We start from the raw sequence: 21,552 nt of genomic DNA on the forward strand, positions 1-21,552 counted from the left end.
CGGTCCAATTTCAGCCGTGCTGAGTGCGGACAGCCGGGCGGCCCGTCGCCTAGATTGGCGTTGTGCAGGGCGGGCGCTGCCCGCCCCAGGAAACTGTGGACGATGCCAGGGGGGCGAACCCCCTCACGCGCATCAGGTGGAGGAGGCGCTGTGAGCAGCGACCCGTGGGGCCGTGTCGACGAGACAGGCACCGTGTACGTGCGTACAGCCGACGGCGAGAAGGTCGTCGGATCGTGGCAGGCCGGTTCTCCGGAGGAGGCCCTGGCCTATTTCGAGCGCAAGTACGAGGGCATTGTGGTCGAGATCGGCCTCCTCGAACGGCGGGTGAAGACCACCGACCTGTCGGCGAAGGACGCGACGACCGCCATCGAGCACCTGCGCGGACAGGTCGAGGAGCATCACGCCGTCGGCGACCTGGACGCGCTGCGCAAGCGGCTGGACGCGCTGGTCGCGACGGTCGAGGCGCGGCGCGAGGAGCGCAAGGTCCAGAAGGCGAAGCAGACCGACGAGGCGAAGCACGCCAAGGAGGCGCTGGTCGTCGAGGCCGAGGAGCTGGCGCAGAGCGAGCAGTGGCGCTCCGCCGGTGAGCGGCTGCGCGCACTCGTCGACACGTGGAAGGGCCTGCCCCGGCTCGACCGCAAGTCGGACGACGAGCTGTGGCACCGCTTCTCGCACGCGCGCTCGGCGTTCTCCAAGCGCCGCAAGGCCCACTTCGCCTCGCTGGACGCCCAGCGCGAGGAGGCCCGCAAGGTCAAGGAGAAGCTGGTCGCCGAGGCCGAGGCGCTCTCCGGGTCCACGGACTGGGGCACCACCGCCGCCCGCTACCGCGACCTGATGACCGACTGGAAGGCGGCCGGCCGCGCCCAGCGCGAGGCCGAGGACGATCTGTGGAACCGTTTCCGCGGCGCCCAGGACGTCTTCTTCGCCGCGCGCAGCGGGGTCTTCGCGGAGCGTGACGCGGAGCAGGGCGAGAACCTCAAGGTCAAGGAGGAGCTCGCCGCCGAGGCCGAGAAGCTTGTGCCGGTGAAGGACCTGAAGGCGGCCAGGGCCGCGTTCCGGGCCCTCAACGAGCGCTGGGAGGCCGTCGGGCATGTGCCGCGCGACGCCCGCCCGAAGGTCGAGGGGCGGATGCAGGCGGTGGAGCGGGCGCTCCAGGAGGCCGAGGAGTCGGAGTGGCGCCGGACCAACCCGGAGGCGCGCGCCCGTGCCGAGGGTCTGACCGGGCAGCTCCAGGCGGCCGTCGACAAGCTGCGTACGCAGATCGACACCGCTCGCGCCTCGGGCAACAACGCGCGTGCCGACAAGCTGGCCCGTGAGCTGGAGGGCCGGCAGGCGCTCCTGGACCAGGCGCTCAAGGGCCTGGAGGAGTTCGGCGGCTGAACCGGGCTCGGCAGGACAGGTGCCTTACGGCCTGCGGGCCGAGGTCACCCGGTAGACGTCGTAGACGCCCTCCACGCCGCGTACGGCCTTCAGGACGTGTCCCAGGTGCTTGGGATCGCCCATCTCGAAGGTGAAGCGCGAGGTGGCCACCCGGTCGCGGGACGTCTGCACGGCCGCGGACAGGATGTTGACGTGCTGGTCGGACAGGATCCGGGTGACGTCCGAGAGGAGCCGGGACCGGTCCAGCGCCTCGACCTGGATGGCGACCAGGAACACCGAGGACTGGGTGGGCGCCCACTCGACGTCGAGGATCCGTTCCGGCTGCTGCGAGAGCGAGTCCACGTTGACGCAGTCGGCCCGGTGCACCGAGACGCCGCTGCCGCGGGTGACGAAGCCGATGATCGGGTCGCCGGGCACGGGTGTGCAGCAGCGGGCCAGCTTGACCCAGACGTCCTCGACGCCCTTGACGACCACGCCCGGGTCGGCCTTGGCGCGGCGCTTGTTGCGGCCGTGCGAGGGCGGGGAGCTCTCCGCCAGGTCCTCGTTGGCCGCGTCCTCGCCGCCGAGCGCCTGCACCAGTTTCTGGACCACGCCGGCCGCCGCCACGTGTCCCTCGCCGATCGCGGCGTAGAGGGACGAGATGTCGGGGTAGCGCATCTCGTGCGCGAGCGTGACGAGCGAGTCGCCCGTCAGGATGCGCTGGATCGGCAGGTTCTGCTTGCGCATGGCCCGCGCGATGGCGTCCTTGCCCTGCTCGATCGCCTCGTCGCGGCGCTCCTTGGAGAACCAGGCACGGATCTTGTTGCGGGCGCGCGGCGACTTGACGAAACCGAGCCAGTCGCGGGAGGGCCCGGCTCCGGCCGCCTTGGAGGTGAAGACCTCCACCAGGTCGCCGTTGTCGAGTGTCGACTCGAGCGGGACGAGCCGCCCGTTGACCCGTGCCCCTATGGTCCGGTGGCCGACCTCCGTGTGGACGGCGTACGCGAAGTCGACGGGTGTCGCCCCGGCGGGCAGCGCTATGACGTCGCCCTTGGGCGTGAAGACGAAGACCTCGTTGCGGGAGAGGTCGAAGCGCAGGGACTCCAGGAACTCGCTGGGGTCCTCGGTCTCCTTCTGCCAGTCCAGGAGCTGGCGCAGCCACGCCATGTCGTTGACGGTGTCCTGGCCGCGTCCGGTGTTCTTGGGGACGTCGGTGCGCACCTTGGAGGCGCCGGCGACGGCCTCCTGCTTGTACTTCCAGTGCGCGGCGATGCCGTACTCGGCCCGACGGTGCATGTCGAAGGTGCGGATCTGCAGCTCGACGGGCTTGCCGCTGGGGCCGATCACCGTGGTGTGGAGCGACTGGTACATGTTGAACTTGGGCATCGCGATGTAGTCCTTGAACCGGCCCGGAACCGGATTCCATCGCGCGTGGACCGTGCCCAGCGCCGCGTAGCAGTCGCGGACCGTGTCGACGAGCACCCTGATGCCCACCAGGTCGTAGATCTCGGCGAAGTCCCGGCCCCGCACGATCATCTTCTGGTAGACGCTGTAGTAGTGCTTCGGCCGTCCGGTGACGGTGGCCTTGATCCGGGCGGCGCGCAGGTCGGACTGGACCTCGTCGGTCACTATGGCGAGGTATTCGTCGCGCTTGGGGGCCCGCTCGGCGACGAGGCGGACGATCTCGTCGTACATCTTCGGGTAGAGGATCGCGAAGGCGAGGTCCTCCAGCTCCCATTTGATGGTGTTCATGCCCAGGCGGTGGGCCAGCGGTGCGTAGATCTCCAGCGTCTCGCGGGCCTTCTTCTCCTGCTTCTCCCGCTTGAGGTAGCGCATGGTGCGCATGTTGTGCAGCCGGTCGGCCAGCTTGATGACGAGGACCCGGGGGTCCTTGGCCATGGCGACGACCATCTTGCGTACGGTCTCGGCCTGCGCGGCCTCGCCGAACTTGACCTTGTCCAGCTTGGTGACGCCGTCGACCAGCAGGGCGACCTGGTCGCCGAAGTCGCGGCGCAGGGTGTCCAGGCCGTACTCGGTGTCCTCGACGGTGTCGTGCAGCAGCCCCGCCATCAGCGTGGCCGGATCCATGCCCAGCTCGGCGAGGATCGTCGTCACGGCGAGCGGGTGGGTGATGTACGGGTCGCCGCTCTTGCGCTTCTGGCCCCGGTGCCAGCGCTCGGCGACCTGGTAGGCCTTCTCGATCTGGCGCAGCGTGGACGACTCGATCTTGGGGTCGTTGCTGCGGACGGTACGCAGCAGCGGTTCCAGTACCGGGTTGTACGGGCTGGAGCGCTGGACGCCGAGGCGGGCCAGCCTGGCCCGGACGCGGTTGGAGGAGCCTCCGCTGCGGGCCACCGGGCCCGCGGGTGCGGCCGGCGCCGTCGCGGGTTTGGCGGGCGGCTTCGGCGCGGTGGGGGGCGGGGAGGCGGGGACGGCCGGCTGCGCGGGGGCAGCGGTCGCGGGACCGTTCGCCTCGGCGGGGGCCGGGCCCGCCCCGGGCTCGGGCGCCGGGGGCTTCGGCTTCTTCTCCGCGGGCTGCTGCTTCGCGGGCGTGGCTGGGGCCGCCTCGGGCTTGTCGGGCTGCGGGGCGGCGACTGGCTGGGCCTCGTCTGGCAAGAGCACTCCTCGTGCGGATCCGGACACCCGGAAGGGCCATCGTATCGACCCTTCGGCCGGAGCTCCCCCGGGGACGGTGAGAGCCCTCACAACGCGAAACGGGCACCCGGTTGTTCCCGGGTGCCCGCCGCGGTGTGCGGGTGGCTGCGACGACCGCCGTGCGGCGGACGTTCAGACCGTGATCAGGGCCTCCAGCGGAGCGCCCCGGAGGTGCGGCGCCAGGCGCTCACGGCCGGACAGGAAGCCCAGCTCCATGAGGACGCAGACGCCCGCGACCGTGGCTCCGGCCCGCCGGATCAGCTCCAGCGAGGCGCCGGCGGTGCCGCCGGTGGCCAGCACGTCGTCGATGACCATGACGCGGTCGTCGGCCGACAGGTCCTCCGCGTGGACCTCGATCTCCGCGGTGCCGTACTCCAGCTCGTACGCCTGGCCGAGCGTGGCTCCCGGCAGCTTCCCGGCCTTGCGGACGGGAATGAAGCCGAGGCCGGCCTTGACCGCGACCGGTGCGGCCAGGATGAAGCCGCGGGCCTCCAGGCCGACGATCTTCGTGGCGCCGTGCCGTACGCACAGTTCCGCGAGGGCGTCCGTGAGGGCCGTGAACGCGACCGGGTCCGCCAGCAGCGGTGTGATGTCCTTGAACATCACGCCCGGCTTCGGGTAGTCCGCCACGTCACGGATCCGGCTGAGCAGCAGTTCCCTGGTGCTCTCGGTGGTGCTGGTCATCGACGCTTCCCCGGGGTCCTGCCGTGGCCCCTGGGGGGCTCCTGGCGCTGACCGACGACGGCACCGGCGGGCGCCGTGTCCTCGGAGAACCGCTCGTCCTCCTGCTCGGCCTCGTTCGGCTCGCCCTTGGCGGCGGCCGCGGCGCGCTTGGCGAGGATCCGCTTCTTCAGCGCCTTCATCTGCGGTTCGCGTTCCTTGAGGTCGGCGACCAGCGGAGTGGCGATGAAGATCGAGGAGTACGCGCCGGCGGCGAGGCCGACGAAGAGGGCCAGCGAGATGTCGTTCAGCATGCCGGCGCCGAGGACACCGCCGCCGATGAACAGCAGACCGGCGACCGGCAGCAGGGCGACGACCGTGGTGTTGATCGAACGGACCAGCGTGCCGTTGATGGAGCGGTTGGCGATCTCGCTGTACGTCCACCGGGTCTGCTTGGTGATCCCCTTCGTGCCCTCCTTGAGGCTGTCGAAGACGACGACCGTGTCATAGAGGGAGTAACCGAGGATCGTCAGCAGACCGATGACCGTGCCCGGCGTGACCTCGAAGCCGACGAGCGCGTAGACACCGACCGTGATGGTGATGTCGTGGATCAGCGCGACGAGGGCCGCGATGGCCATTCGCCATTCGAAGGCGATCGCCAGGTAGATCACCACGAGGACCATGAAGACGCCGAGGCCGGTCCAGGCCTTGTTGGCGATCTGCTCACCCCAGCTGGGGCCGACGAGGTCGGCGGCGATCTTCTCGGCCGGGACGTCGAGGCCCTTGGAGAGCTCGCTCTTGATCTGGTCGGACTTCGCGGTGTCGACCTCGGTGATCTGGATGCGCAGACCGCCGTTGCCCAGCTTCTGGACGATGGCCTGGTGCCCCGAGGACTCGGACGCCAGATCCTCCGCCTGGTTGACGGAGACGCTCGTCTTCGGGGTGGTGAAGACGGCGCCGCCCTTGAACTCGATACCCATGTTCAGGCCGCTGACCGCCAGGCCGACGATGGCCGTGATGGTGATCAGGATCGAGACGCCGTACCAGATCTTGCGCTTGCCGATGAAGTCGTAGCCGACCTCGCCGCGGTAGAGACGGGCGCCGAGATTGCCGAGTCGCGACATCTCACGCCTCCTTCGGGTCGGTGGGGGCGTTGACACGGCGCGAACGGCGCAGCGGCGGCTTGGCGCCGAGCCGCTTCGGGTCCAGTCCGGACCACGGATGACCGCTGGCGAAGAACTTCGTACGGGCCATGAGCGTCATGACGGGCTTGGTGAAGAGGAAGACCACGACGACGTCGAGCAGGGTGGTGAGACCCAGCGTGAACGCGAAGCCCTGGACCTTGCCGACGGTGACCACGAACAGGACCGCCGCCGCCAGGAACGACACGAAGTCGGAGACGAGGATGGTGCGCCGGGCGCGCGGCCAGGCCCGCTCGACGGCCGGGCGCAGGGTGCGGCCCTCACGGATCTCGTCCCGGATGCGTTCGAAGTACACGATGAACGAGTCCGCGGTGATACCGATCGCGACGATGGCGCCGCAGACGGCCGGCAGGTTCAGCGCGAAGCCGATGGCCGGGCCGAGCAGCGACATGATCGTGTAGGTCAGGATGCCGGAGACCAGGAGGCTGAGGAGCGCGATGAGCGCCAGCCCGCGGTAGTAGGCGACCAGGTAGACGACGACCAGGGCCAGGCCGATGGCGCCGGCGATGAGGCCGGCGCGGAGCTGTTCGCCGCCGAGCGCGGCGGTCACGGTGGTGACGCTCTGCTCCTGGAAGGAGAGCGGCAGAGCACCGTAGGAGAGCACGTTGGCCAGGTCCTCGGCGGACTGCTGGGTGAAGCTGCCGGAGATCTCGGCGTTGGCGCTCAGGGCCTGGCTCACGGAAGGCGCGGAGACGACTTCGCCGTCGAGCGCGATGGCGAACTGGTTCTGCGGCGACTGCTGCTGGGCGAGCTTGCCCGTGGTCTTGTTGAACTTCTTGGCGCCGCCGCCGGTGAACTCCATCTGGACGATCCACTGACCGGACTGCTGGTTGATCGCCGCCTTGGCACTGTCGACGTCCGTGCCGTCGACCTCGGCCGGGCCGAGGACGTACTTGGCGCTGCCGTCCTGCTCGCACGCGACGACCGTGTCCGTGGCCTTGGTGCCCTGGCTCGCCTTGGAGCGGGAAGCCTTGCTGGAGCAGTCCAGCGCCTCGAACTTCTTCTGCAGATCGGCGGCCGCCGCCTGCTCCTTCGCCGAAGCGGTCGGAGTGGAGCTCGCCTTCGGTGTGGCACTGGCCTTCGGCGTGGGCGTGGAGTCGGCCTTCAGGGCGCCGGTGACGGCGCGGCCCTGGGTGGTGGCGCTGGGCTTCGCGGACGGGCTGCCCGCCTTGTCCGAGGCGGAGGCGCTCGGCTTGGCGGACGGGCTGGCCTTGCCGGTGGACGAGGCGCTCGGCGCGGGCGTCGGCGTCCCCTGGGCGACGGTCAGCACCGGCCGGAAGTAGAGCTTGGCGGTCGTGCCGACCTGCGCACGGGCCTGGGCGGAATTCGTGCCCTTGGGGATGTTGACGATGATGTTGCGATCGCCCTGGGTCTGGACCTCGGCCTCGGAGACACCGAGACCGTTGACGCGGCGTTCCATGATCTGGACCGCCGTGTCCATGTTGGTCTTGTTGACCGCCGACTCCTGGCCGGGCTCGGCCTTTGCCTCCAGCGTGATGGACGTGCCGCCGGCCAGGTCGATGCCGAGTCGCGGCGTCGGCTGGTCGGCCAGGAACATCCCGCCGGTGAGAGCGACCATGGCGATCAGGATCAGAGCCAGGGAACGCCCCGGCCTGCCCTGACCGCCGGCCGGTCCTCGGCCCTTCTTCGGTGCTGCCACCTTCTCGTTTCTCCCTGTCCAACCGCCCCGCGCCGGGTATGCGCCCGAGCGGCCACGAAGTTTAGTGGGGACCCGTCCCCGCAGAAGACCGCACGGACCGGGGATGGGCGGAGGCCTGTGGGCTCACGGCATCCCCGGGTCGTGTACTACTTCGCGTCGGCGTCGCCGTCGGTCTTGCCCTCGGACTTCTTGCCGGCCGTGTCGTCGGCCTGCTCCGCGTCGTCCGACTCGGTCTTCTTGACCAGGTCGGTCTTGGCGTCGTCCGAGGTGACCTCGTCGGCGGCTTCGGCCTCGGTCAGCGAGGAGGCGTCGTCCGGCACGATCGCGCCGTCGACGTCGAGCTCCTCCACGTCACCGTGGACGATGCGGTTGTACTCCGCGTCGTCGAGGACGGCGCCGATGGCGTTCTTCGCGTAGATGGCGTGCACGCCGGGGGCGACCTCGAGGAGGACCGTGTCGTCGTGAAGCTCCTTGACGGTGGCGTACATGCCCCCGATCGTCCGGACGCCGGTGCCGGGCTGCATTTCATTGCGCATGTTCGCAGCCGCCGCCTGCTTCTTCTTGGCGGACCGCGTCATCAGGAACATGGCCCCGATGAGCACGATGAAGGGGAGGAGAGTCACGGGATTCACGGGACGATTTTCCTTCGCACGACCGCGCTGGAAGGCGGCCTGGTCTACGGGGGTGGGTACACCGACCTTTAAGGGCGGCATCGGCGGAGTCTAAGCGAGTCCGCATCGATGGAACAACGCCCAGCATGGCACCGTGGTTCCTCTGTGGGTCAACCTGTGATGCATCACGCCCCGAACAGGCCCTGTTGTCCCTTTCCACCGTGCTGGGGAGGCGCCAGGCCGAGATGGGCCCAGGCCGCCGGGGTGGCGACGCGCCCCCGCGGCGTCCTGGCCAGCAGTCCTTCCCGTACGAGGAAGGGCTCCGCGACCTCCTCGACCGTCTCGCGTTCCTCACCCACGGCGACCGCGAGCGTGGACAGGCCCACCGGGCCGCCGCCGAAGAGTTTCAGCAGGGCGCCGAGCACCGCCCGGTCCAGCCGGTCGAGGCCCCGGGCGTCGACCTCGTACACCCGCAGGGCCGCGGCGGCGATCTCGCGGTCGATCCTGCCCTCGGCCTTGACCTGGGCGTAGTCCCGGACCCGGCGCAGCAGCCGGTTGGCGATGCGGGGCGTGCCGCGGGAGCGTCCGGCGATCTCGGCGGCGCCCTCGACGTCTATCGCGACGTCCAGGAGGCCGGCCGAGCGATGAATCACCCGTTCCAGTTCGGTCGGGGCGTAGAACTCCATGTGGCCGGTGAAGCCGAAGCGGTCGCGCAGCGGGGGCGGCAGCAGTCCGGCCCGGGTGGTCGCGCCGACCAGGGTGAAGGGCGGCAGCTCCAGGGGGATGGCGGTGGCTCCCGGGCCCTTGCCGACGATCACGTCGACCCGGAAGTCCTCCATGGCCATGTAGAGCATCTCCTCGGCGGGCCGGGACATGCGGTGGATCTCGTCGAGGAAGAGGACCTCGCCCTCCTGGAGCGAGGACAGGATCGCCGCCAGATCGCCCGCGTGCTGGATGGCGGGGCCCGAGGTGATCCGGATCGGCGCGTTCATCTCCGCCGCGATGATCATCGACAGGGTGGTCTTGCCCAGGCCGGGGGCGCCGGAGAGCAGCACGTGGTCGGCGGTGGCGCCGCGGGCCCGGGCCGCCTTGAGGACGAGGTCGAGCTGTTCGCGCACCTTCTCCTGGCCGACGAACTCGTCGAGGTCCTTGGGGCGCAGGGCCGCCTCGACCGCCGTGTCCTCACCGTCCGCGCCGGCGTCGACGAGCCGCTCGTCGAGGAGCTCGTCGGTGTCGGGTCCGGTCTCGTCCCAGTTCATCTCGTCAGTCCCGCCTCGGGTGTTTCGGTGCCGGGCCGTGGGGTGCGGGCCGGGCGTCAGGGGTGGTGCCCGGGTCCGCTCAGCGTGTGCGGTTGAGGGTCTGCAGGGCGGCGCGCAGCAGTTGCGGCACGGGCGGCTGGGCGCCCTGGGCGAGCGCCGCCTCCGCCTGCGGCGCGACGGCGGTCACCGCTTCGTCGGCCTCGCGGGTGGCATAGCCGAGGCCGATCAGGGCGGCCTGGAGCTGGTCGCGCCAGGCGGCGGAGACCGGGGCGCCGATGCCCTGCTGGCCGATGTGGGCGCCGACGGGCTCGCCGAGCCTGTCCTTCAGTTCGAGCAGGAGCTTCTGGGCGCCCTTCTTGCCGATGCCGGACACGGCGGTGAGCGCCTTCTCGTCGCCGGTGGCCACGGCGATGCGCAGGGCGTCCGGGCTGTGCGTGGCGAGCATGGCCTGGGCGAGCCGGGGCCCGACGCCGCTGGCGGTCTGGAGGAGCTCGAAGACCTGCCGTTCGTCGTCGTCGGCGAAGCCGTAGAGCGTCAGCGAGTCCTCCCGTACGACGAGGGAGGTGGCGAGCTTGGCCTCCTGGCCGACGCGGAGGCCGGCGAGGGTGTTCGGTGCGCACTGGACGGCCATGCCGATGCCGCCGACCTCGATCACGGCCGTGGTCGGGGCGAGCGCGGCGACGGGGCCGGTGACGAAGGCGATCATCGGGGGACCTTCCGGACGGGAACGGCTGCGGTGCGCGGGACGCGCGGGGTGCGGGACGCCGCCGCGGCGGCCGCGTGCGCCTGCTGGAGACGGTTGAGCGCGGGGGCGCGCCAGATGTGGCAGATGGCGAGGGCGAGGGCGTCCGCCGCGTCCGCCGGCTTCGGCGGGGCGTCCAGACGCAGGAGCCGGGTGACCATGGCGCCGACCTGGGCCTTGTCCGCGCGTCCACTGCCGGTGACGGCGGCCTTGACCTCGCTGGGCGTGTGCAGGGCGACCGGGATGCCGCGACGGGACGCGCAGAGCATGGCGACCGCGCTGGCCTGGGCGGTGCCCATCACCGTACGCACGTTGTGCTGGGCGAACACCCGCTCCACGGCGACGAACTCCGGGCGGTGCTCGTCGAGCCACTGCTCGATGCCGCGCTCGATGGCCACCAGCCGGTGGCCGAGCTCCGTGTCGGCCGCCGTGCGCACGACGCCCACCCCGATCATCGTCAGGGGCCGGCCCGCGACGCCTTCGACGACTCCGACGCCGCACCGCGTGAGCCCGGGGTCCACGCCGAGTACCCGCACGGTTCGCCCCCCTCCCTGCCGATCGGTCAACTGTTCCCGCAGGCTATCGGCTCGCACTGACAATGCGACGGGCCGACGGGGTGTGTCCCCGTCGGCCCGTCCACAGAGAGCGGCGCCGGTCGCCCGGCGGTCCCTCAGGCGTCGACCTTCTCCATGACCTCGTCGGAGACGTCGAAGTTGGCGAAGACGTTCTGCACGTCGTCGCTGTCCTCCAGCGCGTCGATCAGCTTGAAGATCTTGCGCGCGCCCTCTTCCTCCAGCTCGACCTGCATGGTCGGGACGAAGTTGGCCTCGGCCGAGTCGTAGTCGATGCCCGCCTCCTGGAGCGCGGTGCGGACCGCGACCATGTCGGTGGCCTCGCTGAGGACCTCGAACGTGTCACCGAGGTCGTTGACCTCCTCGGCGCCGGCGTCGAGCACCGCGCCGAGGACGTCGTCCTCGGTGAGTTCACCCTTGGGGACGATCACGACGCCCTTGCGGTTGAACAGGTACGAGACCGAGCCCGGGTCGGCCATCGAGCCGCCGTTGCGGGTCATGGCGACGCGGACGTCGGACGCGGCGCGGTTGCGGTTGTCGGTGAGGCACTCGATGAGCACGGCGACACCGTTCGGGCCGTAGCCCTCGTACATGATCGTCTCGTAGTCGGCGCCGCCGGCCTCGAGACCGGCGCCGCGCTTGACCGCCGAATCGATGTTCTTGTTCGGGACCGAGCTCTTCTTCGCCTTCTGGATGGCGTCGAAGAGGGTCGGGTTGCCGGACACATCGGCACCGCCGGTGCGGGCCGCGACCTCGATGTTCTTGATCATCTTCGCGAAGAGCTTGCCGCGCTTGGCGTCAATCACGGCCTTCTTGTGCTTCGTCGTAGCCCATTTAGAGTGGCCGGACATCTGCCTTCTCCTTCGCGTCACCAAAATCCGTACGAACCCGAGAGATCCTACCGGGGTCGAGTCAGGTGACAGCGCGCACCATGTCGACGAAGTAGGCGTGGACCCGGTGGTCGCCGGTCAGTTCCGGGTGGAATGACGTGGCGAGGGCGTTTCCCTGCCGTACCGCCACGATGTGCCCGCCGTGCTCGGCCACCACTTCGGCCCGGGCGCCCACGGATTCGACCCAGGGGGCCCGGATGAAGACGCCCTCGACGGGGCCGTCGTCGATTCCGGCGACCTCCACGGCCGCCTCGAACGACTCGTTCTGCCGCCCGAAAGCGTTACGCCGCACGATCATGTCGATGCCGCCGACGGTCTCCTGGCCCGAGCGCGGATCGAGGATCTTGTCGGCGAGCAGGATCATCCCGGCGCAGGTGCCGTAGACGGGCATCCCGGCCCGCACCCGCTCGCGCAGGGGCTCCAGCATGCCGAACAGGACCGCCAGCTTGGACATCGTGGTGGACTCGCCGCCCGGGATGACCAGGCCGTCGACCTCGGCGAGTTCCTCGGGACGCCGGACCGGCCTGGCCAGGGCGTCCGCCGAGGCCAGGGCGATCAGGTGTTCCCGTACGTCGCCCTGGAGTGCCAGGACGCCGATGACAGGGGTGTCGCTCATCAGTGACTACCAGCCGCGGTTGGCGTAGCGCTCAGTCTCGGGCAGCGTGTCGCAGTTGATGCCGACCATGGCCTCGCCCAGGTTGCGGGAGGCGTCCGCGATGATCTTCGGGTCGTCGTAGAAGGTGGTGGCCTTCACGATGGCGGCGGCGCGCTTGGCCGGGTCGCCGGACTTGAAGATGCCCGAGCCGACGAAGACGCCCTCGGCGCCGAGCTGACGCATCAGCGCGGCGTCGGCCGGGGTGGCGACGCCACCCGCGGAGAAGAGGACGACGGGCAGCTTGCCGAGCTCGGCGACCTCCTTGACCAGCTCGTAAGGGGCGCGGAGGTCCTTGGCGGCGGCGTACAGCTCGTTGTTGTCGTAGCCGCGCAGGCGGGCGATCTCGTTCTTGATCTGGCGCAGGTGGCGGACGGCCTCGACGACGTTGCCGGTGCCGGCCTCGCCCTTCGAGCGGATCATGGCCGCGCCTTCGGCGATACGGCGCAGGGCCTCGCCCAGGTTGGTGGCGCCGCAGACGAACGGGGTCGTGAACGCGAACTTGTCGCTGTGGTTGACCTCGTCGGCCGGGGTGAGGACCTCGGACTCGTCGATGTAGTCGACGCCGAGGGACTGCAGGACCTGGGCCTCGACGAAGTGTCCGATGCGGGACTTCGCCATCACCGGGATGGAGACGGACTCGATGATCTCCTCGATCATGTTCGGGTCCGACATCCGGGCCACGCCGCCGTCCTTGCGGATGTCGGCCGGCACCCGCTCCAGGGCCATGACGGCCACGGCGCCCGCGTCCTCGGCGATCTTCGCCTGCTCGGCGTTGACGACGTCCATGATCACGCCGCCCTTGAGCTGCTCGGCCATGCCGCGCTTGACGCGGGCGGTGCCGGTGGCGGGGGCGTCTGCGGACTGGGGGGTGGCGGGGTTCGTGGACACGGATCGACCTCACTCGGAGAAAAAGGGGCTGAGGGTGCAGGACTGATGCACTGCTGAGCAAACGCTGCGGCACCAGTCCACAACAAGGGCCAATGAGAGGCCGGTGGATCGTTTTGGTCCGCGGCGGCGGCCCCCTGGGGCGTGTCCCGTGCATGCGCCGGCGTCATCAGCCCCGTGTCCCCGGCGTACGCCGGTGTCAGCAGCCCCGGCGGTCCGTGCGTGCGCCGGCGTCAGCAGCCCCGCCGTCCCGTGCATGCTGCGGGGCCCGCTCGCCCCGGGGGCGTGCCCCGCCGTCCCGAGCGTGCGCCGGGGCCCGTTCGCCCGGGCGTGCCCCCTCGTCAGGTGCCCGGGCGGTCCGCGAGGGCGACCGGCGGCTCGTCGTCCATCTCGAAGGCCAGCGGGAACGGGGCGTGCCCGGCCAGCCGGAACCAGCGCACCGTGCGGTGGCGGCGCAGCGCACGCGCCGCACGCACCGCGTCGTTGTGGAACCGGCGGGCCATCGGGACCCGGCGTACGGCCGCGGCCAGCTCCGACGCGGCCTCCTCGCCACCCGGGATCTCCTTCACCGCCTCGACCTGGACCCGCTCGCCGAACACCGCGCGCAGGGCGGTGCTCAGCTCGCTCTCGGCGACCTCGCGGTGCTCCTCCTCCGCCTGACGGGCGGCGTGGGCGGCCTCGTACAGCACGATGGAGGCCGCCGGGTCGAGGACGCCGGACGTGGCGAGCTCCTGGGTGACCGAGGCGCGGCGCAGCAGTTGGGCGTCGAGGGCGGCGCGGGCCGCGTCGATGCGGGTGTGCAGCCGGTCGAGACGACCCGCGGTCCAGCTGAGGTACAGACCGATCGCGATGAGCACGACGGCGGTCCAGATGAGGGTTTGGGTCACGGGCGGCAAGGCTACCGGTGAGCGGGCGTGCCCCGGCCCTCCCGGGCGGCGGGATCGCCCGCCCGGGGCGAGAGGCCGCCGGTCAGTCCCGGGCCAGCCCGAACCGGGCCCGCAGCCCCGTGCGTTCGTCCGTCGCCACCGAGGCGGCCCCGTCCGCCACCGTCTCGTACACCGCGAGGATGTCCGCCCCGACCGTGGACCAGTCGAAGCGCCGCACATGCGCGGTTCCGCGCGCGCTCAGCTCCGCGCGTCGTTCCGGGTCGCCCAGCAGGCGGATCGCCGCCCCGGCCAGGGCGTCGGCGTCCTCGTTCGCGAACAGTTCCCCGGCCGCCCCGAGGTCGAGGACCTGCGCGAAGGCGTCCAGATCGCTGGCCAGGACCGGCGCGCCCGCCGACATCGCCTCGACGAGGACGATGCCGAAGCTCTCGCCGCCCGTGTTGGGCGCGACGTACACGTCGACGCTGCGCAGCAGCCGCGCCTTGTCCTCGTCGCTCACCATGCCGAGGAACTCGACGCGTGCGCGCATCTCCTTCGGCAGGGAGGCGACGGCCTCCTCCTCGTCGCCCCGGCCCGCCACGAGCAGCCGGGTGTCCGGGCGTGCCGCGAGGATCGCGGGCAGGGCCCGCATCAGGACGGGCAGGCCCTTGCGGGGTTCGTCGATGCGTCCGATGAAGCCGATGGTGCCCCCCTGCCACTCGGGTCTGGGCTCGGCGGCGTCGAAGAAGCCGACGTCCACCCCGTTGGGGATGACCACCGCGTCGCCGCCCAGGTGCTCGACCAGGGTCCGCCGCGCGTACTCGCTGACCGCGATGCGCGCGCTGATCTTCTCCAGTGCCGGCTGGAGGATCGGATAGGCGGCGATCATCGCCCGCGAGCGCGGATTGGACGTGTGGAACGTGGCGACGATCGGACCCTGCGCGGCCCAGCAGGCCAGGAGACCCAGCGACGGCGAGGTCGGCTCATGGATGTGGATCACGTCGAACGTGCCGTCGTGCAGCCACCGCCGTACCCGGGCCGCGGACAGGAAGCCGAAGTTCAGCCGGGCGACGGAGCCGTTGTACGGGACGGGCACGGCCCGGCCCGCGGACACGACGTACGGCGGAAGCGGCGTCTCGTCGTCGGCCGGGGCCAGTACGGAGACCTGGTGGCCGAGCCGGATCAGGTGCTCGGCCAGGTCGCGGATGTGGAACTGCACGCCGCCCGGTACGTCCCAGGAGTACGGGCAGACGATGCCGATCTTCACTGCCGGGGCCTTTCGGTCGGGTCGGGCCGGATCAGGGAGCGGGGAGCGGTGCGGGCGGTGGGGAGGCGGAGGCGGGAGTCGCCGCGGAGCCGCGGCGGCCGGGCGGGCCGGCCCGCGAGCCCGGCATGACCCGGACCGGAACGGAAGACCCTAGTCCCGGCGGGGTTCGAGGTCGGCGAGCCAGAGCCGTTGCAGCATGTGCCAGTCCTCCGGGTGCTCGGCGATGCCCACGGCGAACGCGTCGGCCAGGGCCTGCGTCATCACGGCCGTCTTCTCGGCCCGGTCGCCTGAGCCCGGTACCTCGACGGGCGGATGGATCCGCGCCTTCATCACCGGCGTGTCGTCGTAGGAGAGGGTGACGGGCAGCAGCAGCGCACCGGTCTGCTGGGCCAGCAGGGCCGGTCCCGCCGGCATCCGGGCCGTGTCGCCGAAGAACGTCACCTCGACACCGGAGGCCGACAGGTCGCGGTCGGCGACGAGGCAGACGAGGCCGCCGTCGCGCAGCCGGCGCGCCAGCGTCCCGAACGCGGTCCCGCCGTTGTGCGCGAGCACCTCCATGCCCAGGCCCTCGCGGTAGGCCACGAACCGGTCGTAGAGGGATTCCGGCTTGAGCCGCTCGGCGACCGTCGTGAAGGGGACCTTCAGATCCGTGGTGACCCACGCCCCCGCCAGGTCCCAGTTCCCCAGGTGCGGCAGGGCGAGAATGACACCGCGCCCGGCGTCCAGGCCCTCCGTCAGCCGGTGGGCGTCCGTCACGTCTATGGACGCCTTGATCCGCTCCGGCGTCCAGGTGGGCAGCCGGAACGACTCCATCCAGTAGCGCATGTACGAGCGCATCCCGGCCTTGGACAGGGCGGCGAGCCGGGCCGGGCTCGCGTCCGGCACGACCCGCGCCAGATTGGACTCCAGCCGCAGCACGCTCTTGCCGCGCCGCCTCCACACCTGGTCGGCCAGGGTGCGGAAGAGCGCCCGCGCGGCGGGCTCGGGGAGCGTCTTGACCGCGGCCCAGCCCAGCCCGTACAACGCGTCGCTCAGCCGTTCACCGGCACCGGGCTTCGTGTCCCCGGTCTCACCGCTCACTGCGCGGCCTCGCTCCCCCGGTCGGCGCCCGGCGCCGCAGCGGCCGCGTCGGCCTCGGCGGACTCACGGCGCACGGTCACGACCCGCTGCACCAGCGTCACCAGGCTGCCCGCGGCGACGATCCACAGGGCGATCGGCAGAAGGACCTGGATGCCCGGCACCCCGAACCCGTGGAGACCCGCCAGACCGGCGGCCACCAACGAGATCACCAGGCGCTCGGCACGCTCCACGAGCCCGTTCACCGCGACCGGCAGCCCGATCGACTCGCCGCGCGCCTTGGTGTACGAGACCACCTGGCCGCTCGCCAGGCAGAAGATCGAGACCGCGCACAGGACGTTGTCGTCGCCGCCGCCCGCGTACCAGAGCGCGAAACCGGCGAAGATCGCCCCGTCGGCGACCCGGTCGAGCGTCGAGTCGAGGAACGCGCCCCAGCGGCTGGAGATGCCCGCCTGACGCGCCATGTTGCCGTCGACGAGGTCGGAGAAGACGAAGACCGTGATGACGATCGTGCCCCAGAAGAACTCCCCCATCGGGAAGAAGACCAGCGCACCTGCCATCACCCCGGCCGTGCCGATCAGAGTGACCGCGTCGGGGCTCACGCCCAGACGGAGCAGCAGTGCGGCGAACGGCGTGAGGACACGCGTAAAGAATGCACGCGCGTACTTGTTCAGCATGGCCTTCCCGAGGGTCGGTGGGCCGCATGACCCCATCGGCCACCGGCTGGAGGGTGCTGAAGTCCGGCCGGACATGAGGTGCGGTGTCCGGTGCGTGCGGCTGCGATGCGCCGGAGCCTCCCCATGGCAGAGCCATGAGGAACGCTTCGGCAACGCCGCAGATGTGCGTGCCGGACACCGCGGGCCCGGCCGGGGCCTTCAGCACCCTCCTGGCCCATCGTAGTCACGCGCGGGGCGCTCCACCGTCCGGGCACCCTGGGCGACGGCGTCCGCCTGCCGCCGCCCAGGCGCCGGCCCCGCCGCGGCGGCGTACGGCGTATGGACGCGGTCCGGCCGGAGTGGAAAGCTCGGAAGTACCGCGGGCGTCGTCGTAGCCGCCGCGGCGGCTCCCCCAGTGCCCGTGCGACCGCTCCCCATCCCGCGCCGGCGGGCCCTCCGCCAGGCGCCATCCCCCCGGGAGGACGCGTCATGGGCGACAAGGCACACACGCACACCGGAGCCGCCGGAGGAGCGACGGCGGCCGGCCACCCGTCCGCCATCAGGAACGTGATATTGGTCGGCCACAGCGGCTCCGGCAAGACCACCCTCGTCGAGGCCCTCGCACAGACCGCGGGCGCGGTCAACCGGGCGGGCCGGGTCGAGGACGGCACGACGGTCTCCGACCACGACGGGATCGAACAGCTCCGACAGCGCTCCGTATCGCTCTCCCTCGTCCCCGTCGCATGGGAGGGAATCAAGATCAACCTGCTGGACAGCCCCGGCTACGCCGACTTCGTCGGGGAACTCAGGGCCGGTCTGCGCGCGGCGGACGCGGCCCTCTTCGTCGTCTCGGCCGCCCAGGAGGCCGACGCCGTCGCCGGAACCACCCGCGCCGTCTGGGAGGAGTGCGCCGCGGTCGGCATGCCGCGCGCCATCGTCGTCACCCACCTGGACACCGCCCGCACTTCCTTCGAGGCGATGGTCCGCGTCTGCGGCGAGATCTTCGGCGGCGACGACCCCGACGCGGTACTCCCCCTCTACCTGCCGGTGTACGGCCCCGAGGCCGCCGACGGACACGCCCCGCTGACGGGGCTGACCGGACTGCTCTCGCAGCGGATCTTCGACTACTCCGGCGGGGAACGGCGCGAGCGCCCGCCCGCCGGGTCCCAGCAGGCGCCCCTGGCCGAGGCCCGCGGCCGGCTCATCGAAGGGATCATCGCCGAGAGCGAGGACGAGACGCTGATGGACCGCTACCTCGGCGGCGCGGAGATCGATATCAGGACACTCGTCGACGACCTCGAACGCGCCGTCGCGCGCGGCACCTTCCACCCCGTCCTCACCGCCGCCCCCGCCACCGACGGGGCCCGCCAGGGCATCGGCACCGTCGAACTCCTCGACCTGATCACCGGCGGCTTCCCCACCCCGCTCGAACGCCCCCTGCCCGCCGTGACCACCCTGCACGGCGCCCCGCTCCCCGGCCTGGACTGCGACCCGCAGGGCCCGCTCGCCGCCGAAGTCGTCAAGACGGCCTCCGATCCCTACGTGGGCCGCCTCTCGCTCGTACGCGTCTTCTCCGGCACCCTGCGCCCCGACGACACGGTGCATGTTTCCGGCCACGGACTCGTCGACCCCGGCCACGAGCCCCGCCCCTTCCACGAGGCGGAGATCCGCGTCGGGGCTCTCTCCTCGCCGTTCGGCAGACAGCAGCGGCCCGCCACCCGCTGCATCGCCGGCGATCTCGCCTGCGTCGCCCGGCTGGACACGGCGGAGACGGGCGACACGCTGTCCGCGCCGGACCACCCCCTGCTGATGGAACCGTGGACGAGGCCCGACCCCCTGCTGCCGCTCGCCATCCAGGCGCACGGCAAAGCCGACGAGGACAAGCTCTCCCAGGGCCTCGCGCGCCTGGTCGCGGAGGACCCGACCATGCGCCTGGAACAGAACTCCGACACCCGCCAGGTGGTCCTGTGGGGTCTCGGGGAAGCCCATCTGGACGTGGCGCTGGAGCGGCTGCGCACCCGTTACGGAGTCCAGGTCGACGCCGTCCCCCACCGCGTGGCCCTGCGCGAGACGTTCGCCGGACCGTCCACCGGCCGGGGCCGCCACGTCAAACAGTCCGGCGGCCACGGCCAGTTCGCCATCTGCGAGATCGACGTCGAGCCGCTGCCGGCGGGCTCGGGCATCGAGTTCGTCGACCAGGTGGTCGGCGGATCGGTGCCCCGCCAGTTCATCCCCTCCGTCGAGAAGGGCATTCGCGCCCAGGCCGCCCGCGGGCTCGGCGGCGGGCATCCGCTGGTCGACGTGCGTGTCACGCTGCGGGACGGCAAATCCCACTCCGTGGACTCCTCCGACGCCGCCTTCCAGACCGCCGGCGCCCTGGCCCTGCGCGAGGCCGCCGGCGACGCACGCATCCGGCTCCTGGAACCCGTCGCCGAAGTCCGCGTCCTGGTCCCCGACGACTACGTCGGCCCTGTGATGAGCGACCTCTCCGGCCGCCGCGGCCGGGTGACCGGCACCGAACAGTCGGGCGCCGGACGCACACTCGTACGCGCCGAGGTGCCGGAGCTGGAGATCGGACGCTACGCGGTCGACCTGCGCTCCCTGTCCCACGGCACCGGCCGCTTCGACCGCTCCTACGCCCGCCACGAGGCCATGCCCCCACAGCTCGCCGACCGCCTCCACGCGCAGCAGGGGAACGGCGCGAAGGGAACTTAGGGCCACCGGCCGGCCGGCGTTGTCCACAGGGCCGGACGGGGTACCGATCCGGACGATACGCTGTGCTGCCAGGTCAGAAAGTGTGCCGGACCCGGCAGTTGGGAAACAGCCGCAGGAGCGGTTCCTCGGTGGCGAGTGGGGGCGACAGTGGCCAGCAACGGATTCGATTTCTCTCCTGGAGCGCAGATTCCGCTCCAGGGCTCGGCGGGAGCGGCGGTGGCGACCAACGCCCTCGCCTCTGCCGCGTACCGTGACAGCCCGGTGGAGGACATCCTCAAAGCCAACAGCGAGTGGCACAAGTCCGAGGTGAAAGCCGGACGTTCCAAGCTCTTCAAGTCCGACTACTTTAAGCCCAACCTCGGCGAGGCCTTCTCCCGAGCCGTCCAGGAACGCATGCTGGGCGGCGCGCGCAAGGCCCTCATCCAGTCCTTCGGCAGCGACCCGCAGACCGTCGTCGAGCACTGCCTCTCCGCGACCCGCCTCCGCAAGGCGCGCGACACCAAACTCACCGCCGTCACCGCGTTGTTCGGCTTCGCCTTCCTGCCCGGAATGCTGCTGTGGGTCCTCGCCTTCCGGCTGCGCGACGGCCTCGGCAGCACGAAGGACAGGGTCCTCGCCACCCTCGGCAACGCCCTGCTCCCCGTCATCGGCATCGCCGCCCTGTTCTTCCTCGTCAAGATGCCCCTCACCGGGCTCCTCGGCCTGTACCTGCGCGCGATGATCGTGGCGCCCGTCATCGGCTGGCTGATCGCCAAACGGATCGCCGAGGCCTCCGCCCAGGACATGCGCGCCCGCTGGGAGGGCCTGCTCTCCGGCGGGGGCGTCATCGCCAAGATCCCCGAAGCCGTGCCGAAGAACCCCAACGAGACCGCCCGCGAGGCGCTCCGCCAGGGCCTGGAGAAGCTCGCCGCCGAGCAGCAGTCCAACTCCGTCTTCTACGCCGGCCCCAAGGGCATCCTCGGCATGGGAACCCGCTGGGGGAGTTGGCAGCTCGCCGAGGACCTCGTCCCCAAGGAACCCGGCAAGGAGTTCCACCAGTTCCGCAGCTGGGACCTGATACGCGTCATCCACGACCAGCTCAAGATGCTGGAGCGCGGCCCGCTGAACACCGGTGGATTCCCCAAGCCCTCGGTCACGCACTGGATCGTGTCCCCCGTCGGCGAGAACGCCGACGAGGTGTCCCGCCCGGCGGGCGAGGACGTCGCCACGTTCCAGGTCAAGCCCCACGAGATACAGCGGATCTGCAATCACCAGCAGTTCGGCGGCGGCGACCGCCACTACCTCGGCGTGCAGTTCACCCTGTGGGACGGCCAGCTGGTCATCACCATGATGATCACCGTCACGGTCCTCTTCGAGACCCTGCGCATCGAGGTCACCGGACACGCGCTGGGACCGGTCCACTCCCTGTTCACCAGCAAGCCCGCCGCCAAGAAGAGGACCGTCAACAAGACCGTCAGGTTCTGGGAGACCCGCGACATCACCCTCGCGCTGGTCGAGTCGAAGGAGGTCGTCCGCCTCGCCCTGCGCGCCCCCTTCACCTGGTACCCGCCGCTCCTCGACTACCTCGGCGGCAAGATCGCCCTCCCCGAACCCTTCGGGCTCCGGCACGCCTGGGCCGAGAAGCCGTGGCGCCACCGCTTCATGGCCGACGACGCGATGCGCGCCGCCACACCGGTCCTGCGCGTCGTGCACAGCGCGGCCCTCAAGGTGCTCAAGGAGAACGGTGTCGACACGGAGCGCTTCGACAACCGCTCGACGATACTGAGCGGACTCATCCAGGACCCCTCCCCGCGCAAGGCCGACCTCTACGAGGCGTAACCCGTC

18 protein-coding genes are annotated in these 21,552 nt (G+C 71.1%); 3 read left to right on the forward strand and 15 right to left on the reverse strand.

The window, feature by feature from the left end:
* The first annotated feature begins 150 nt into the window (after nt 1-150).
* The gene (locus E6R60_RS17215; protein WP_136327451.1) at nt 151-1,380 is read left to right on the forward strand and encodes a DUF349 domain-containing protein; all 1,230 of its coding nucleotides are present in this window, start codon (nt 151-153) and stop codon (nt 1,378-1,380) included.
* Nucleotides 1,381-1,404: 24 nt separating this feature from the next.
* Here the strand turns inward: E6R60_RS17215 and E6R60_RS17220 are convergent, their stop codons facing one another.
* The 15 genes from E6R60_RS17220 to pgsA form a co-directional block, all read right to left on the reverse strand.
* Entirely contained in the window at nt 1,405-3,975 is a 2,571-nt protein-coding gene (locus E6R60_RS17220; protein WP_136327452.1) for a bifunctional (p)ppGpp synthetase/guanosine-3',5'-bis(diphosphate) 3'-pyrophosphohydrolase, read from the reverse strand.
* Between the two features lie 171 nt (nt 3,976-4,146).
* Entirely contained in the window at nt 4,147-4,698 is a 552-nt protein-coding gene (locus tag E6R60_RS17225; protein WP_136327453.1) for an adenine phosphoribosyltransferase, read from the reverse strand.
* Complete coding sequence (secF, locus tag E6R60_RS17230; RefSeq protein ID WP_136327454.1) at nt 4,695-5,798, reverse strand: protein translocase subunit SecF; 1,104 nt, start codon at nt 5,796-5,798, stop codon at nt 4,695-4,697. Before secF ends, E6R60_RS17225 begins: the two co-directional genes overlap by 4 nt.
* A 1-nt stretch (nt 5,799) precedes the next feature.
* The gene (secD, locus tag E6R60_RS17235; protein WP_136327455.1) at nt 5,800-7,536 is read right to left on the reverse strand and encodes a protein translocase subunit SecD; all 1,737 of its coding nucleotides are present in this window, start codon (nt 7,534-7,536) and stop codon (nt 5,800-5,802) included.
* Between the two features lie 146 nt (nt 7,537-7,682).
* Nucleotides 7,683-8,168, reverse strand: a complete 486-nt coding sequence (gene yajC / locus E6R60_RS17240) for a preprotein translocase subunit YajC (RefSeq protein WP_136327456.1) — start codon at nt 8,166-8,168, stop codon at nt 7,683-7,685.
* A 164-nt stretch (nt 8,169-8,332) separates the two neighbouring features.
* Entirely contained in the window at nt 8,333-9,406 is a 1,074-nt protein-coding gene (ruvB, locus tag E6R60_RS17245) for a Holliday junction branch migration DNA helicase RuvB (RefSeq protein WP_136327457.1), read from the reverse strand.
* Nucleotides 9,407-9,485: 79 nt separating this feature from the next.
* Nucleotides 9,486-10,112 carry a Holliday junction branch migration protein RuvA gene (ruvA, locus tag E6R60_RS17250; protein WP_136327458.1) on the reverse strand — a complete coding sequence of 209 codons (627 nt, stop codon included), beginning with the start codon at nt 10,110-10,112 and terminating at the stop codon, nt 9,486-9,488.
* Nucleotides 10,109-10,684 carry a crossover junction endodeoxyribonuclease RuvC gene (gene ruvC / locus E6R60_RS17255; protein WP_136327459.1) on the reverse strand — a complete coding sequence of 192 codons (576 nt, stop codon included), beginning with the start codon at nt 10,682-10,684 and terminating at the stop codon, nt 10,109-10,111. Before ruvC ends, ruvA begins: the two co-directional genes overlap by 4 nt.
* Before the next feature lie 134 nt (nt 10,685-10,818).
* Nucleotides 10,819-11,571 carry a YebC/PmpR family DNA-binding transcriptional regulator gene (locus E6R60_RS17260; RefSeq protein WP_136327460.1) on the reverse strand — a complete coding sequence of 251 codons (753 nt, stop codon included), beginning with the start codon at nt 11,569-11,571 and terminating at the stop codon, nt 10,819-10,821.
* 61 nt (nt 11,572-11,632) lie between these two features.
* Nucleotides 11,633-12,226: a pyridoxal 5'-phosphate synthase glutaminase subunit PdxT gene (gene pdxT, locus E6R60_RS17265; RefSeq protein ID WP_136327461.1), complete on the reverse strand. Its 594-nt coding sequence runs from the start codon at nt 12,224-12,226 to the stop codon at nt 11,633-11,635.
* Between the two features lie 6 nt (nt 12,227-12,232).
* A complete protein-coding gene (gene pdxS, locus E6R60_RS17270) occupies nt 12,233-13,153 on the reverse strand; it encodes a pyridoxal 5'-phosphate synthase lyase subunit PdxS (protein WP_136327462.1) in 921 nt (306 codons plus the stop codon).
* Nucleotides 13,154-13,491: 338 nt separating this feature from the next.
* Nucleotides 13,492-14,037 carry a hypothetical protein gene (locus E6R60_RS17275; protein WP_136327463.1) on the reverse strand — a complete coding sequence of 182 codons (546 nt, stop codon included), beginning with the start codon at nt 14,035-14,037 and terminating at the stop codon, nt 13,492-13,494.
* A gap of 82 nt (nt 14,038-14,119) precedes the next feature.
* Complete coding sequence (locus tag E6R60_RS17280) at nt 14,120-15,280, reverse strand: glycosyltransferase family 4 protein (protein WP_136327464.1); 1,161 nt, start codon at nt 15,278-15,280, stop codon at nt 14,120-14,122.
* Between the two features lie 150 nt (nt 15,281-15,430).
* On the reverse strand, nt 15,431-16,360 hold the full coding sequence (locus tag E6R60_RS17285; RefSeq protein ID WP_136327465.1) for a phosphatidylinositol mannoside acyltransferase: 930 nt from the start codon (nt 16,358-16,360) through the stop codon (nt 15,431-15,433).
* Nucleotides 16,357-17,034 carry a phosphatidylinositol phosphate synthase gene (gene pgsA / locus E6R60_RS17290; protein WP_136327466.1) on the reverse strand — a complete coding sequence of 226 codons (678 nt, stop codon included), beginning with the start codon at nt 17,032-17,034 and terminating at the stop codon, nt 16,357-16,359. Before pgsA ends, E6R60_RS17285 begins: the two co-directional genes overlap by 4 nt.
* 468 nt (nt 17,035-17,502) lie before the next feature.
* On the opposite strand from pgsA, the gene E6R60_RS17295 reads away from it, so the two are divergent.
* Together E6R60_RS17295 and E6R60_RS17300 are read left to right on the forward strand one after the other, a co-directional pair.
* Nucleotides 17,503-19,728, forward strand: a complete 2,226-nt coding sequence (locus tag E6R60_RS17295; protein WP_136327467.1) for an elongation factor G-like protein EF-G2 — start codon at nt 17,503-17,505, stop codon at nt 19,726-19,728.
* 147 nt (nt 19,729-19,875) lie between these two features.
* Entirely contained in the window at nt 19,876-21,546 is a 1,671-nt protein-coding gene (locus E6R60_RS17300; protein ID WP_136327468.1) for a hypothetical protein, read from the forward strand.
* The last annotated feature ends 6 nt before the right edge of the window (nt 21,547-21,552 follow it).

The sequence above is a fragment of the Streptomyces sp. A0642 genome (assembly GCF_004795105.1).
Classification (GTDB): Bacteria; Actinomycetota; Actinomycetes; order Streptomycetales; family Streptomycetaceae; genus Streptomyces.

Excerpts from the sequence above, each read along its gene's own strand:
- E6R60_RS17225 (WP_136327453.1), bottom strand. The coding sequence starts at position 4,698 with ATGACCAGCACCACCGAGAGCACCAGGGAACTGCTGCTCAGCCGGATC.
- secF (WP_136327454.1), bottom strand. The coding sequence starts at position 5,798 with ATGTCGCGACTCGGCAATCTCGGCGCCCGTCTCTACCGCGGCGAGGTC.
- ruvB (WP_136327457.1), bottom strand. The coding sequence starts at position 9,406 with ATGAACTGGGACGAGACCGGACCCGACACCGACGAGCTCCTCGACGAG.
- ruvA (WP_136327458.1), bottom strand. The coding sequence starts at position 10,112 with ATGATCGCCTTCGTCACCGGCCCCGTCGCCGCGCTCGCCCCGACCACG.
- E6R60_RS17260 (WP_136327460.1), bottom strand. The coding sequence starts at position 11,571 with ATGTCCGGCCACTCTAAATGGGCTACGACGAAGCACAAGAAGGCCGTG.
- pdxT (WP_136327461.1), bottom strand. The coding sequence starts at position 12,226 with ATGAGCGACACCCCTGTCATCGGCGTCCTGGCACTCCAGGGCGACGTA.
- pgsA (WP_136327466.1), bottom strand. The coding sequence starts at position 17,034 with ATGCTGAACAAGTACGCGCGTGCATTCTTTACGCGTGTCCTCACGCCG.
- E6R60_RS17295 (WP_136327467.1), top strand. The coding sequence starts at position 17,503 with ATGGGCGACAAGGCACACACGCACACCGGAGCCGCCGGAGGAGCGACG.